Raw genomic sequence first — 14,190 nt, 5'->3', positions numbered from 1 at the left:
CGCGCCGCCCGGGCCCTGACGCACGTAAGGATCGATCCGGCGTCTACGGTTCGATCAGCCCTCGTACGACCAAGAGCCCTCCTGTAGGAGTTTCCAACCCATGAAGACGATCGACGAACTCCTCGCCGAAGGGGTCGACGGCAAGCGGGTCTTCGTCCGCGCCGACCTCAACGTGCCGATGTCCGACGGCCTCATCACCGACGACGGCCGTATCCGTGCCGTCCTGCCCACCGTCAAGGCGCTGGCCGACGCGGGCGCCAAGGTGGTCGTCGCCTCCCACCTGGGCCGCCCCAAGGGTGCCCCGGACCCCAAGTTCTCCCTGCTCCAGGCCGCCGAGCGGCTCGCCGAACTCCTCGGCGCCCCGGTCGCCTTCGCCCAGGACACCGTCGGCCCCGCCGCCCACGACGCGGTGAACGGCCTGCAGCCCGGCCAGGTCGCCGTCATCGAGAACCTTCGCTTCAACGCGGGTGAGACCTCGAAGGACGACACCGAGCGCGGCGAGTTCGCCGACCAGCTGGCCGCCCTCGCGGACGTCTACGTCGGCGACGGCTTCGGCGCCGTGCACCGCAAGCACGCCTCCGTCTACGACCTCCCGGCCCGGCTGCCGCACTACGCCGGCTACCTGATCGCCACCGAGGTCGGCGTCCTGAAGAAGCTCACCGAGGACGTCCAGCGCCCGTACGTGGTGGTGCTCGGCGGCGCCAAGGTCTCCGACAAGCTCGCCGTCATCGACGAACTGCTCGGCAAGGCCGACCGCATCCTGGTCGGCGGCGGCATGGTCTACACCTTCCTGAAGGCCAAGGGGTACGAGGTCGGCAGCTCCCTCCTCCAGGAGGACCAGCTCGCCACCGTCACCGAGTACCTGGAGCGCGCCGAGAAGACCGGCGTGGAGATCGTCCTGCCCGTCGACACCCTGGTGGCTCCCGAGTTCCCGGACCTGTCGGGCAAGGCTCCGTCCCACCCCGAGACGGTCGCCGCGGACGCCATGCCGGCCGGCCAGATGGGCCTGGACATCGGCCCGGAGACCGGCAGGCTGTACGCCTCGAAGCTCGCCGACGCCGCCACCGTCTTCTGGAACGGCCCCATGGGCGTCTTCGAGCACCCCGACTACGCCGCCGGCACCCGGGCGGTCGCCCAGGCTCTCGTCGAGTCCAAGGGCTTCACCGTCGTCGGCGGCGGTGACTCCGCAGCCGCCGTGCGCATCCTCGGCTTCGACGAGAACGCGTTCGGACACATCTCGACCGGTGGCGGCGCCTCCCTCGAATACCTCGAGGGCAAGACGCTCCCCGGCCTCGCCGCACTGGAGGACTGACCTACATGGCTGAATCTATTTCTTCTGGGCGCACGCCGATCATGGCGGGCAACTGGAAGATGAACCTCAACCACCTCGAGGCCATCGCGCACGTCCAGAAGCTCGCCTTCGCCCTGGCCGACAAGGACTACGAGGCCGTCGAGGTCGCCGTCCTGCCGCCCTTCACCGACCTGCGGTCCGTGCAGACCCTGGTCGACGGCGACAAGCTCAAGATCAAGTACGGTGCCCAGGACCTGTCGGCGCACGACTCCGGCGCGTACACCGGCGAGATCTCCGGGCCGATGCTGGCCAAGCTGAAGTGCACGTACGTGGCCATCGGCCACTCCGAGCGCCGGCAGTACCACGCCGAGACCGACGAGGTCGTGAACGCCAAGGTCAAGACCGCCTACAAGCACGGTCTGACCCCGATCCTGTGCGTCGGCGAGGAGCTGGAGGTCCGTGAGGCGGGCAACCACGTCTCCCACACCCTCGCCCAGGTCGAGGGCGGTCTGAAGGACGTCCCGGCCGAGCAGGCCGAGTCCGTCGTGATCGCCTACGAGCCCGTGTGGGCCATCGGCACCGGCAAGGTCTGCGGCGCCGGGGACGCCCAGGAGGTGTGCTCCGCGATTCGCGGCAAGCTCGCCGAGCTGTACGGCCAGGAGCTGGCCGACCAGGTCCGCATCCAGTACGGCGGCTCCGTCAAGGCCGGCAACGTGGCCGAGATCATGGCGCAGGCCGACATCGACGGTGCACTGGTGGGCGGTGCCTCGCTGGACGCCGACGAGTTCGTCAAGATCGTGCGCTTCCGCGACCAGTGAGTATGCGGTAAGCGGGATCCGTCGTACCCTTGCGGGGCACAGCTCTGTAGCTGTGCCCCGCAGTCCATCCGTATCCGAGGAAGTTGGTCCAGCCGTGGTTTTGGGGTTCTCGATCGCCCTGATCGTCTTCAGCCTGCTGATGATGCTGCTGGTGCTGATGCACAAGGGCAAGGGCGGCGGTCTCTCCGACATGTTCGGTGGCGGCATGCAGTCCTCCGTCGGCGGCTCCTCGGTCGCCGAGCGGAACCTGGACCGGATCACCGTGGTGGTCGGTCTGCTGTGGTTCGCGTGCATCATCGTCCTTGGCATGCTGATGAAGACGAACAGCTGATCCGCGACTCGCACACACGCACAATCCGCACGTAAGGCCCCATGTTCGGTACGCGCACCTGAGCGCGGCCTATCATGGGGCTTGCGTCTAGGTGCGGGGACGGTAACTCCCAACACTGGACGCGCGTTGGGCCTTACGTAGACTGAGGCGCTCGCAACGAAGCGACACGCCGACTCGCTTCGCGGCACCATCACGCAGGGAGTTACGACCGTGGCAAGTGGCAACGCGATCCGAGGTAGCCGGGTCGGGGCGGGGCCGATGGGCGAGGCCGAGCGCGGCGAGTCCGCGCCGCGTCTGCGCATCTCCTTCTGGTGCTCCAACGGGCACGAGACGCAGCCGAGCTTCGCCAGCGACGCGCAGGTGCCCGAGACCTGGGACTGTCCGCGCTGTGGCTTCCCGGCCGGTCAGGACCGGGACAACCCGCCGGACCCGCCGCGCACCGAGCCGTACAAGACGCACCTCGCGTATGTGCGGGAGCGGCGCAGCGACGCGGACGGCGAGGCGATCCTCGCCGAGGCGCTCGCCAAACTGCGGGGCGAGATCTAGGAGTTGAGACCGGCCGGGTGCCCGAGGGTGCCTGGCCGGAGTGGCCTTCGCGGCCGGGCACCGGACCGTTGTCAGTGGTGTCCTCTACGGTTTGCACATCGGCGAATCGTGAAGGGGGGCGATGATGACGGCGGAGGAGTGGGCGCCCGCGTGGCGCGGGGGATTCGGACGGCTGTGGACGGCCGCCGTGGTCTCCCGGTTCGGGGACGCGTTACGGACGTCCGCGCTGCCCCTGCTGGCCGCGCGCCTGACCGACGACCCCCTCGCCGTCGCGTCGGTGACCGCCTGTGGCTATGTGCCGTGGCTGCTGTTCGGGTTGCTCGGCGGCGCCGTCGCGGACCGGGTCGACCAGCGGCGCGCGATGTGGGCCGTCGACACCGTACGAGGGCTGCTGGTCGCCTCCTTCGCGCTCGCCGTGGGACTTGGCCACGCCTCGGTCCCGTTGCTGCTCCTGCTCGCCTTCGCACTGACCACGCTCCAGACGCTCTTCGACAACGCCTCCACGGCCCTGCTGCCCTCCCTGGTCGACCGGCGGACCCTGGGCGGGGCCAACGCCCGGCTGATGACCGGACAGCAGATCGCGGGCGGTCTGCTCGGCGCCCCGCTGGTTCCGCTGCTCCTGGCCGGCGGTGCGTTCCTGCCCTTCGCCGCCGACTCGACCACCTACCTGGCGGCCGCCCTCCTGGTCGCCTCCCTGCGGACACCGCCGCCGGAGCGGGCGCCACGCCCGGCCGGCAGCACCCTGCGCACCGAGATCGGCGAGGGCCTGCGCGCCCTGTGGCAGGACCGCGCCCTGCGCGCCACCTGCGTCGCCACCCTGCTCTGCAACATCGGCATGGGCGCCCTGATCGCCACCCTGGTGCTGCACGTCACGCGCTGGCTGCACGCCGGTACGGCGGGATACGCCGCGGCCATGACCGCCTACTCGGCGGGCAGTATCACCGGCGGCCTCCTCGCCCAGCGCATCGCCCGCCGCACCGGCCGGGTGCGGGCCCTGCTGGCCGCCGGGACCGTCCAGGCGTCGTCGCTGCTGCTCATGGGCACGGTCCGGCATCTCGGTGCGCTGGTGGCCGGCATGCTGCTGCTCGGCGCGATGAACATGGTGTGGAACGTCAACCAGGTCACGCTGATGCAGCAACGCGCCCCCGAGTCGATGACCGGCCGGATCGCCGCCGCCTTCCGTACCTGTTCCACGTCCGGCGCGCCGCTCGGCGCGCTCCTCGGCGGAGTGGTCGCCGGGGCGTACGGCCTGAACGGGCCCGCGCTGCTCGCCGCTGTCCTGTTCGCTCTGGCCGTCACCTCGCTGATACCCGTGCGCAAGCCGGACGTACCTGTTGTTGCGCCACGGGACGGCGCGACGACAGGCCGCGTCCCACGCTGATCAATTAGGTTGGAACGGCAGCGGGGCAGGGACGCAACAGGACAGGTGCAAGGAAGAAGGCTGAAGTCGCACATGAACGCAGACGGCCGTACCAGGCTCAACCAGACGCCCGAGTGGACCGCGCTCGCCAAGCACCGGGAGGAGCTCGCCGACACCCATCTGCGAGACCTGTTCGCGGCCGACCCGGCGCGCGGCACGGGCTACACCCTCCAGGTCGGTGATCTCCACATCGACTACTCGAAGCACCTGGTCAACGACGAGACGCTGCGGCTGCTGCGCGAGCTGGCCGCCGCCACCGACGTCTTCGGCCTGCGGGACGCCATGTTCCGCGGCGAGAAGATCAACGTGACCGAGAACCGCGCGGTGCTGCACACGGCGCTGCGCGCCCCGCGTGACGCGGTGATCGAGGTCGACGGCGAGAACGTCGTACCGCAGGTGCACGCGGTCCTGGACAAGATGAGCGGTTTCGCCGACCGGGTCCGCTCCGGTGCCTGGACCGGCCACACCGGCAAACGCATCAAGAACGTGGTCAACATCGGCATCGGCGGTTCCGACCTCGGTCCCGCGATGGCCTACGAGGTGCTGCGCAGCTTCACCGACCGCGGCCTGACGGTCCGCTTCGTGTCCAACGTCGACGGCGCCGACCTGCACGAGGCGACCCGCGACCTGGACGCGGCGGAGACGCTGTTCATCATCGCCTCCAAGACGTTCACGACGATCGAGACGATCACCAACGCGACCTCGGCCCGCAACTGGCTGCTCGGCGAGCTGAAGGCCGGCCAGGACGCCGTGGCCAAGCACTTCGTGGCCCTGTCGACCAACTCCGAGAAGGTCGCCGAGTTCGGCATCGACACGGAGAACATGTTCGGGTTCTGGGACTGGGTCGGCGGCCGTTACTCGTACGACTCCGCGATCGGGCTCTCGCTGATGATCGCCATCGGCCCGGACCGCTTCCGCGAGATGCTCGACGGCTTCCACCTGGTCGACGAGCACTTCCGCACCGCCCCCGCCGAGTCCAACGTCCCGCTTCTGCTGGGGCTTCTGGGCATCTGGTACGACAACTTCCACGACGCCCAGACGCACGCGGTGCTCCCGTACAGCCACTACCTGTCGAAGTTCACCGCGTACCTCCAGCAGCTGGACATGGAGTCCAACGGCAAGCACGTGGCGAGGGACGGCAAGGAGGTCGAGTGGACCACCGGCCCGGTCGTCTGGGGCACGCCCGGCACCAACGGGCAGCACGCCTACTACCAGTTGATCCACCAGGGCACCAAGCTGATCCCGGCGGACTTCATCGGCTTCGCCGAGCCGGTCGCCGAGCTCAGCGGTGAACTCAAGGCGCAGCACGACCTGTTGATGGCGAACTTCTTCGCCCAGACGCAGGCGCTCGCCTTCGGCAAGACCGCCGAGGAGGTCCGCGCGGAGGGGGTGCCCGAGGAACTGGTGCCGCACAAGACCTTCAAGGGCAACCGCCCGACGACCACCGTCCTCGCCCGTGAACTGACCCCGTCGGTCCTCGGCCAGCTCGTCGCCCTCTACGAGCACAAGGTGTTCGTCCAGGGCGCCGTCTGGAACATCGACTCCTTCGACCAGTGGGGAGTGGAGCTCGGCAAGGTCCTCGCCAAGCGCGTGGAACCGGCGCTGACGGAGGGCGCCGAGGTGCCCGGCCTCGACCCGTCGACGACGGCTCTGGTGGCCAAGTACCGGGAGCTGCGCGGGCGTTAGTCCGTAGTCCGGAACAGCCCAAAAACGCAAGAGCCCGTACGGTCGCGACGGACCGTACGGGCTCTTCGCGAGGAGCTCTCAGGGCGAAGCCGGCGGATACAGCGACCGTGGCAGCTGGGAGGCGGCTGCCGCGTCCAGGAGCCAGAGGGTGCGCTGGCGCCCCCGGGCGCCAGCTGCCGGGGCCTGGATCTCGCCCGCGCCCGACAGGGCGATGGCGACGGCCTCGGCCTTGTCCTCGCCCGCCGCCAGCAGCCAGACCTCGCGGGCCGAGCGGATGGCGGGGAGGGTGAGGGAGACGCGGGTCGGCGGGGGCTTCGGGGAGCCGTGGACTCCCACCACCGTGCGTTCCGTCTCCCGGACGCCGGGCAGCTCCGGGAAGAGCGAGGCCACGTGCGTGTCCGGACCGACGCCCAGCATCAGGACGTCGAAGGTGGGCACCGCGCCATGGTTCTCGGGGCCGGCCGCGCGGGCCAGCTCCGCCGCGTAGGCCTCGGCCGCCGCGTCCACGTCCGTGCCCCAGGGGCCGTCCGACGCGGGCATGGCGTGCACGCGCTTCGGGTCCACCGGGACCTGGTCGAGCAGGGCCTCGCGGGCCTGGGTGTCATTGCGCTCGGGGTCGCCCTCGGGCAGGAACCGCTCGTCGCCCCACCACAGGTCGAGCCGACTCCAGTCGATGGCGTCCCGGGCCGGAGCCGCCGCGAGAGCCGCGAGCAGGCCGTTGCCGTTGCGGCCGCCGGTGAGGACCACGGACGCCTCGCCCCGGGAGGCCTGGGCATCCACGATCTTCGTGATCAGGCGGGCCGCGGCGGCCTGCGCCATCAGCTCCTTGTCGTGATGCACGACCAGCTGGGGAGTGCTCATGTCGCCTTCGCCCTCTTCGTCAGCGGCGGCCGTTCCTGCGGCGCCGCTTCTGTCGTGGGAGCCTCGGCAGCGGCTTCGGGGGCTGCTGCCGTGCCGGGGACCGGTTCTCCTTTGGCCGACGGCTCCGGAGCCGGAGCCGCCTGCGCGGCCGACGCCGCCGGCGCCTCGGGGGCCGCTTCCGTGGCCGCCGACGCCGACGCGTTCAACCGCTCCACACCGAAGCGCAGCGCCGACGCGTACGTGTCGTCCGGGTCGAGCCGCCGTAGTTCCTCCGCGATGAGCTCGGCCGTCTCCCGCCGCTTCAGCGCCACCGCCCGGTCCGGCTGACCGTCGATGGACAGGGTGGCGAGGGCACCGTCCGCGCGGTCCAGCGCGATCGCTCCCGCGCTGGTCTCCATCCGGACCGCGGTCAGGCCCGGGCCCGACGAGAGGGAGCGCTTGACGGGGACGTCCAGCCGGTCCGCGAGCCACATCGCCAGCAGCTCACAGCTCGGGTTGAACTCCTCGCCCTCCACCTCGACGGCCTTGACCTCGCAGACCACCTGGTCCAGGGCCGCCGCCAGCATCGAGCGCCAGGGCGTGATCCGGGTCCAGGACAGGTCCGTGTCGCCGGGGGTGTAGCTGTCCGCGCGGGCGGACAGCTCCCGTACCGGCTGTTCGGAGGAGTAGGTGTCGGTGACCCGGCGCTGGGCGAGGGCGCCCAGCGGGTCCTTCGCCGGGTCGAGCGGGGCGTTGACCGGCCACCACACGACGACCGGCGCGTCCGGCAGCATCAGCGGCAGCACGACCGAGTCGGCGTGGTCGGCGACCTCGCCGTGCAGCCGCAGCAGCACCGTCTCGCCGGAGCCGGCGTCCGCGCCCACCCGCACCTCGGCGTCCAGACGGGACGCCGTGCGGTCGCGGGGGGAGCGGGAGACGCGCTTGATGACGACCAGGGTGCGCGAGGGGTGCTCGTGCGAGGCCTCCTCGGCGGCCTTGAGGGCGTCGTACGCGTTCTCCTCGTCGGTGACGATGACGAGGGTGAGCACCATGCCGACGGCGGGTGTGCCGATGGCCCGGCGGCCCTGCACCAGCGCCTTGTTGACCTTGCCGGCCGTGGTGTCCGTGAGGTCTATCTTCATGGCCGGCGCCAGCTCCGTCCGTCTCGTGCGAGCATCTCGTCGGCCTCGACGGGACCCCAGGTGCCCGACTTGTACTGCGCGGGCCTGCCGTGCTGGTCCCAGTACTGCTCGATCGGGTCGAGGATCTTCCAGGACAGCTCGACCTCCTCCGTGCGCGGGAAGAGGTTGGCGTCGCCGAGCAGGACGTCCAGGATCAGCCGCTCGTAGGCCTCCGGGGACGACTCGGTGAACGACTCGCCGTAGGCGAAGTCCATCGACACGTCCCGGATCTCCATCGAGGTGCCCGGCACCTTGGAGCCGAAGCGGACCGTGATGCCCTCGTCGGGCTGGACGCGGATGACGATCGCGTTCTGGCCCAGCTCCTCCGTCGCCGTGTGGTCGAAGGGGGAGTGCGGGGCGCGCTGGAAGACCACCGCGATCTCGGTGACCCGGCGGCCGAGCCGCTTGCCGGTGCGCAGGTAGAAGGGGACGCCCGCCCAGCGGCGGTTGTCGATCCCGACCTTGACGGCGGCGTAGGTGTCGGTCTTCGACTTGCCGTCGATGCCGTCCTCTTCGAGGTACCCGATGACCTTCTCGCCGCCCTGCCAGCCGGCCGCGTACTGGCCGCGCACGGTGTGCTTGCCCAGGTCGTCGGGGAGCCGGACCGCGCCGAGCACCTTCTCCTTCTCGGCGGCCAGCGCGTCCGCGTCGAAGGAGGCGGGCTCCTCCATCGCGGTCAGGGCCATCAGCTGGAGCAGGTGGTTCTGGATGACGTCACGGGCGGCGCCGATGCCGTCGTAGTAGCCGGCGCGGCCGCCGATGCCGATGTCCTCGGCCATGGTGATCTGGACGTGGTCCACGAAGGACCGGTTCCAGATCGGCTCGAACATGGTGTTGGCGAAGCGCAGTGCCAGGATGTTCTGGACGGTCTCCTTGCCGAGGTAGTGGTCGATCCGGAACACCTGGTCCGGTTCGAACACCTCGTGCACGACCTTGTTGAGCTCCTCGGCCGACTTCAGGTCGTGGCCGAAGGGCTTCTCGATGACCGCGCGCCGCCAGGAACCGCCGCCCTGGTCCGCGAGCCCGTGCTTCTTCAGCTGCTGGATGACCACCGGGAAGGAGCGCGGCGGGACGGACAGGTAGAAGGCGAAGTTGCCGCCGGTGCCCTGCGCCTTGTCCAGCTCCTCGATGGTGGAGCGGAGCCGCTCGAAGGCGTCGTCGTCGTCGAAGGTGCCCTGGACGAAGCGCATCCCCTGGATGAGCTGCTGCCAGACCTCCTCGCGGAACGGGGTGCGGGCGTGTTCCTTGACGGCGTCGTGGACCTCGGCGGCGAAGTCCTCGTGGGCCCACTCGCGGCGGGCGAAGCCGACCAGGGAGAAGCCCGGCGGCAGCAGACCACGGTTGGCGAGGTCGTAGACCGCGGGCATGAGCTTCTTGCGGGAGAGGTCGCCCGTGACGCCGAAGATCACCAGACCCGACGGTCCCGCGATACGCGGGAGCCGTCGGTCTGCGGGGTCACGCAGCGGGTTGCTGCTCGACAATTTAGCCCTCCGAGGGGGCCAGGCGCTCCAGCTCCGCCTGGGTCGACTTGAGCAGGTCGTTCCAGGAGGCCTCGAACTTCTCGACGCCCTCGTCCTCCAGAACCTGGACCACGTCGTCGTACGAGATGCCCAGCCGCTCGACGGCGTCGAGGTCGGCGCGGGCCTGCTCGTAGGTGCCGGTGATCGTGTCGCCGGTGATGCCGCCGTGGTCCTCGACCGCGAGGAGGGTGGCCTCCGGCATGGTGTTGACCGTGTTCGGCGCGACCAGGTCGTCGACGTACAGGGTGTCCTTGTACGCCGGGTCCTTGACGCCGGTGGAGGCCCACAGCGGGCGCTGCTTGCGGGCGCCCGCGCTCTCCAGCGCGGCCCAGCGGGAGGTCGAGAAGACCTCCTCGTACGCCTGGTACGCGAGCCGGGCGTTGGCGACGGCGGACTTGCCGCGCAGCGCCTTGGCCTCGTCGGTGCCCAGGTCGTTCAGGCGCTTGTCGATCTCGGTGTCCACCCGGGACACGAAGAAGGACGCCACCGAACGGATGAGCGAGAGGTCCAGGCCGCGCTCCTTGGCCTTCTCCAGGCCGGAGAGGTAGGCGTCCATGACCTCGCGGTAGCGCTCCAGCGAGAAGATCAGCGTGACGTTGACGCTGATGCCGAGGCCGATGACCTCGGTGATCGCCGGCAGGCCCGCCCTGGTGGCCGGGATCTTGATGAGCGTGTTGGGGCGGTCCACCAGCCAGGCCAGCTGCCTGGCCTCGGCGACCGTCGCCTTGGTGTTGTGCGCCAGGCGGGGGTCCACCTCGATGGACACCCGGCCGTCCTGGCCGTCGGTCGCGTCGAAGACCGGGCGCAGGATGTCGGCGGCGTCGCGGACGTCCGCCGTGGTGATCATGCGGATCGCCTCTTCGACGGTGACCTTGCGGGCGGCGAGGTCCGAGACCTGCTGCTCGTAGCCGTCACCGGAAGAGATCGCCTTCTGGAAGATCGTCGGGTTGGTGGTGACGCCCACGACGTGCTGCTGGTCGATCAGCTCGGCGAGATTGCCGGACGTGATCCGCTTGCGCGACAGGTCGTCCAGCCAGATCGCGACGCCTTCTTCGGAGAGGCGCTTGAGTGCGTCTGTCATGGAATTACATCTCCTACGTGTCGTATATGAGCGTCAGCGCTGGGCGACGGCGAGGGATTCCCGGGCCTTGGCGGCCACGTTCTCGGCGGTGAAGCCGAACTCGCGGAAGAGCACCTTGCCGTCCGCGGAAGCACCGAAGTGCTCCAGGGAAACGATGCGGCCGGCGTCCCCGACGTACTTGTGCCAGGTGAGGCCGATGCCCGCCTCGACCGACACCCGCGCCCGGACGGACGGCGGCAGGACGCTGTCCCGGTACCCCTGGTCCTGCTCCTCGAACCACTCCACGCAGGGCATGGAGACGACCCGGGTGGGTACGCCGTCGGCCTCCAGCTGCTCGCGCGCCTCGACGGCGACGTGCACCTCGGAGCCGGTGGCGATCAGGATGACCTCGGGGGCGCCGTTCGACGCCTCGAAGAGGACGTAACCGCCCTTGACCGTGTCCTCGTTGGACTCGTACACCGGCACGCCCTGGCGGGTCAGCGCCAGACCGTGCGGAGCGCCCTTGCCGAAGACCTTGGTGTAGCGCCTGAGGATCTCGCGCCAGGCGATCGCGGTCTCGTTGGCGTCCGCCGGGCGGACCACGTTCAGGCCGGGGATGGCGCGCAGCGAGGCGAGGTGCTCGACCGGCTGGTGGGTGGGGCCGTCCTCGCCGAGACCGATGGAGTCGTGGGTCCACACGTACGTCACCGGCAGGTGCATCAGCGCCGACAGCCGTACGGAGTTGCGCATGTAGTCGGAGAAGACGAGGAACGTACCGCCGTAGACACGGGTGTTGCCGTGCAGGGTGATGCCGTTCATCTCCGCGGCCATGGAGTGCTCGCGGATACCGAAGTGGATGGTGCGGCCATAGGGGTTCGCGCCCGGCAGCGGGTTGTCCGCCGGCAGGAACGAGCTGTCCTTGTCGATGGTCGTGTTGTTCGACCCGGCGAGGTCGGCGGAGCCGCCCCACAGCTCGGGGATGACCGCGCCCAGCGCCTGGAGCACCTTGCCGGAGGCGGCGCGGGTGGCGACGCCCTTGCCGGGCTCGAAGACCGGGATCTTCTCCTCCCAGCCCTTGGGCAGCTCGCCCGCGGCGATGCGGTCGAAGTCGGCGGCCCGCTCGGCGTTGCCGTCGCGCCACACCTGGAACGCCTTCTCCCACTCGGCCTTCGCCGCGGCACCGCGCTCGCCGGCCTGCCGGGTGTGGGCGATGACCTCCTCGGCGACGTCGAAGTGCTTCTCCGGGTCGAAGCCGAGGACACGCTTGGTGGCCGCGACCTCGTCCTCGCCGAGCGCCGAGCCGTGGGCGGCCTCGGTGTTCTGGGCGTGCGGGGCCGGCCAGGCGATGATCGAGCGCATCGCGATGAAGGACGGCTTGTCCGTCACCTTCTTCGCGGCTTCGATCGCGTTGTAGAGGGCGTGCGGGTCCAGGTCACCGTTTGGCTGCGGGGCGACGCGCTGGACGTGCCAGCCGTAGGCCTCGAAGCGCTTGACGGTGTCCTCGGAGACGGCCGTCTCGGTGTCGCCCTCGATCGAGATGTGGTTGTCGTCCCACAGCAGGACCAGATTGCCGAGCTTCTGGTGGCCGGCCATCGAGGACGCCTCGGCGGAGATGCCCTCCTGGAGGCAGCCGTCACCGGCGATGCAGTAGATGAAGTGGTCGAAGGGGGACTCGCCCTGCGGCGCGTCCGGGTCGAACAGGCCGCGCTCGTAGCGGGCGGCCATGGCCATGCCCACCGCGTTGGCGACACCCTGGCCGAGCGGGCCGGTGGTGGTCTCCACGCCCTTGGTGTGGCCGTACTCCGGGTGGCCCGGGGTCTTCGAGCCCCAGGTGCGGAAGGACTCCAGGTCCTCCAGCTCCAGGCCGAAGCCGGCCAGGTAGAGCTGTGTGTAGAGGGTCAGCGACGAGTGACCGGCGGACAGCACGAAGCGGTCGCGGCCCACCCAGTCGGGATCGGACGGGTCGTGCCGCATCACCTTCTGGAAGAGGGTGTACGCGGCCGGCGCCAGGCTCATCGCCGTACCCGGATGGCCGTTGCCGACCTTCTGTACGGCGTCGGCGGCCAGGACGCGGGCGGTGTCGACGGCCCGCTGGTCCAACTCGGTCCAGTCGAGGTCTGTGGTGGTCGGCTTGGTGCTCACCCTGGGTCAGGGCTCCTCTCCACATGTTCGGTTACCGGTCCACGGGCACGTGCCCGCACCGGCTGCCGGTGCACTGGGTGCCCACCGGCCGCTGTCGAGCCTACCCCCGTAAGGACGTGCGTTTTTTCGAGTGTTTCCAGACTGCCGGGCCTTGCGGGGATCCGCCTCCCGACTGGCCGGGAAGGCGTTCGGCACATGAATACGGAGCCGCTCATCTGACTGCTCAACCGAGCTGCCCCACGGCTCTCCCGAGTCGTGCGCCAACACGACCCCACCCCCGCGAAGGCCGGGGTATGGGCAACGTCTAAAGTGGCGTGGTACGCGCGAGCCTTTACCGGGACTTCACACGGGGAGGCTTGCTGGGATGTCTCTGTCAGGGGTGTGCGTGACGGCCGTCGAATCCCGTCCAGCGGGGGTACTCGGTGCGAGCGAGAGCCCGAGTCACCGGCCGATCGGGGCCCGTGTCAAAGCTTTCGTGGCGCTGACCAAGCCACGGATCATCGAGCTGCTGCTCATCACCACCGTTCCGGTGATGTTCCTGGCGCAGCGCGGCGTGCCGGACATGATGCTGGTCCTGCTCACCTGCGTCGGCGGTTATCTCTCCGCGGGCGGCGCCAACGCGCTCAACATGTACATCGACCGGGACATCGACGCGCTGATGGACCGCACCTCGCAGCGGCCCCTGGTGACCGGCATGGTCAGCCCGCGCGAGTGCCTCGCCTTCGGTGTCACCCTGGCAGTCGTCTCCACCCTGTTGTTCGGTTTCACCGTCAACTGGCTGAGCGCCTGGCTGTCACTCGGAGCGCTCCTCTTCTACGTCGTCGTCTATACGATGATCCTCAAGCGCCGTACCTCGCAGAACATCGTGTGGGGCGGCATCGCCGGCTGCATGCCGGTACTGATCGGCTGGTCGGCGGTGACGGACTCGCTCTCCTGGGCGCCGCTCATCCTCTTCCTGGTCATCTTCTTCTGGACGCCGCCGCACTACTGGCCGCTGTCCATGAAGGTGAAGGACGACTACGCGCGCGTGGGCGTGCCCATGCTCCCGGTCATCGCCTCCAACAAGGTGGTCGCCAAGCAGATCGTCATCTACAGCTGGGTGATGGTCGTGGTCTCGCTGCTGCTGACGCCGCTCGGCTACACGGGCTGGTTCTACACGGCGGTCGCGCTGTCCGCGGGCGGCTGGTGGCTCTGGGAGGCGCACGCGCTCCAGAACCGCGCGAAGTCCGAGGTGACGGGCGGCAAGCTCAAGGAGATGCGCCTGTTCCACTGGTCCATCACCTACGTGTCGCTGCTGTTCGTGGCGGTGGCGGTCGACCCCTTCCTGCGCTGACACAGGTCACACGGCCCTGCCC

General features: G+C 69.8%; 12 protein-coding genes. 7 read left to right on the top strand and 5 right to left on the bottom strand.

Translation table 11 applies throughout. The features are described from left to right. Positions 1 to 100 precede the first annotated feature (100 nt). The 6 genes from ACZ4O3_RS16190 to pgi all read left to right on the top strand — a co-directional run bounded on the left by ACZ4O3_RS16190 (position 101) and on the right by pgi (position 6,092). A complete protein-coding gene (locus tag ACZ4O3_RS16190) occupies positions 101 to 1,312 on the top strand; it encodes a phosphoglycerate kinase (RefSeq protein ID WP_362722266.1) in 1,212 nt (403 codons plus the stop codon). Between the two features lie 41 nt (positions 1,313 to 1,353). Further along, the gene (gene tpiA, locus ACZ4O3_RS16185; protein ID WP_362722272.1) at positions 1,354 to 2,109 is read left to right on the top strand and encodes a triose-phosphate isomerase; all 756 of its coding nucleotides are present in this window, start codon (positions 1,354 to 1,356) and stop codon (positions 2,107 to 2,109) included. A gap of 94 nt (positions 2,110 to 2,203) precedes the next feature. Next, positions 2,204 to 2,440 (top strand): preprotein translocase subunit SecG, encoded by a 237-nt coding sequence (gene secG, locus ACZ4O3_RS16180; protein WP_351694907.1) that lies wholly within the window; start codon positions 2,204 to 2,206, stop codon positions 2,438 to 2,440. A gap of 210 nt (positions 2,441 to 2,650) precedes the next feature. After that, on the top strand, positions 2,651 to 2,986 hold the full coding sequence (locus ACZ4O3_RS16175; protein WP_003976875.1) for an RNA polymerase-binding protein RbpA: 336 nt from the start codon (positions 2,651 to 2,653) through the stop codon (positions 2,984 to 2,986). A 121-nt stretch (positions 2,987 to 3,107) separates the two neighbouring features. Next, positions 3,108 to 4,367: an MFS transporter gene (locus ACZ4O3_RS16170; protein WP_467722590.1), complete on the top strand. Its 1,260-nt coding sequence runs from the start codon at positions 3,108 to 3,110 to the stop codon at positions 4,365 to 4,367. A gap of 72 nt (positions 4,368 to 4,439) precedes the next feature. Further along, positions 4,440 to 6,092, top strand: coding sequence for a glucose-6-phosphate isomerase (gene pgi / locus ACZ4O3_RS16165; protein ID WP_467722588.1), 1,653 nt, complete (start codon positions 4,440 to 4,442; stop codon positions 6,090 to 6,092). 78 nt (positions 6,093 to 6,170) lie between these two features. On the opposite strand, the gene pgl is transcribed toward pgi, so the two are convergent. The 5 genes from pgl to tkt are packed head-to-tail and all read right to left on the bottom strand — an operon-like array spanning position 6,171 to position 12,835. Further along, entirely contained in the window at positions 6,171 to 6,953 is a 783-nt protein-coding gene (pgl, locus tag ACZ4O3_RS16160; protein WP_467722587.1) for a 6-phosphogluconolactonase, read from the bottom strand. Then, entirely contained in the window at positions 6,950 to 8,074 is a 1,125-nt protein-coding gene (gene opcA / locus ACZ4O3_RS16155) for a glucose-6-phosphate dehydrogenase assembly protein OpcA (RefSeq protein WP_362720273.1), read from the bottom strand. Before opcA ends, pgl begins: the two co-directional genes overlap by 4 nt. Then, entirely contained in the window at positions 8,071 to 9,594 is a 1,524-nt protein-coding gene (zwf, locus tag ACZ4O3_RS16150; protein ID WP_384988081.1) for a glucose-6-phosphate dehydrogenase, read from the bottom strand. Before zwf ends, opcA begins: the two co-directional genes overlap by 4 nt. A 1-nt stretch (position 9,595) precedes the next feature. Then, on the bottom strand, positions 9,596 to 10,714 hold the full coding sequence (tal, locus tag ACZ4O3_RS16145) for a transaldolase (protein WP_362720268.1): 1,119 nt from the start codon (positions 10,712 to 10,714) through the stop codon (positions 9,596 to 9,598). 33 nt (positions 10,715 to 10,747) lie between these two features. Continuing rightward, entirely contained in the window at positions 10,748 to 12,835 is a 2,088-nt protein-coding gene (gene tkt / locus ACZ4O3_RS16140) for a transketolase (RefSeq protein ID WP_467722584.1), read from the bottom strand. Between the two features lie 379 nt (positions 12,836 to 13,214). Here tkt and ACZ4O3_RS16135 point away from each other — a divergent pair, with 379 nt between their 5' ends. Further along, positions 13,215 to 14,168 carry a heme o synthase gene (locus ACZ4O3_RS16135; protein WP_467722844.1) on the top strand — a complete coding sequence of 318 codons (954 nt, stop codon included), beginning with the start codon at positions 13,215 to 13,217 and terminating at the stop codon, positions 14,166 to 14,168. Positions 14,169 to 14,190 lie beyond the last annotated feature (22 nt).

The organism is Streptomyces sp. NPDC026515 (genome assembly GCF_055567595.1).
Note: the sequence above shows the minus strand (reverse complement) of the source record. Positions and strands in the feature narration are given on the sequence as shown.

Coding starts and splice junctions, on each gene's coding strand:
- ACZ4O3_RS16190 (WP_362722266.1), top strand. CDS start 101: ATGAAGACGATCGACGAACTCCTCGCCGAAGGGGTCGACGGCAAGCGG.
- tpiA (WP_362722272.1), top strand. CDS start 1,354: ATGGCGGGCAACTGGAAGATGAACCTCAACCACCTCGAGGCCATCGCG.
- ACZ4O3_RS16170 (WP_467722590.1), top strand. CDS start 3,108: ATGATGACGGCGGAGGAGTGGGCGCCCGCGTGGCGCGGGGGATTCGGA.
- pgi (WP_467722588.1), top strand. CDS start 4,440: ATGAACGCAGACGGCCGTACCAGGCTCAACCAGACGCCCGAGTGGACC.
- pgl (WP_467722587.1), bottom strand. CDS start 6,953: ATGAGCACTCCCCAGCTGGTCGTGCATCACGACAAGGAGCTGATGGCG.
- opcA (WP_362720273.1), bottom strand. CDS start 8,074: ATGAAGATAGACCTCACGGACACCACGGCCGGCAAGGTCAACAAGGCG.
- tal (WP_362720268.1), bottom strand. CDS start 10,714: ATGACAGACGCACTCAAGCGCCTCTCCGAAGAAGGCGTCGCGATCTGG.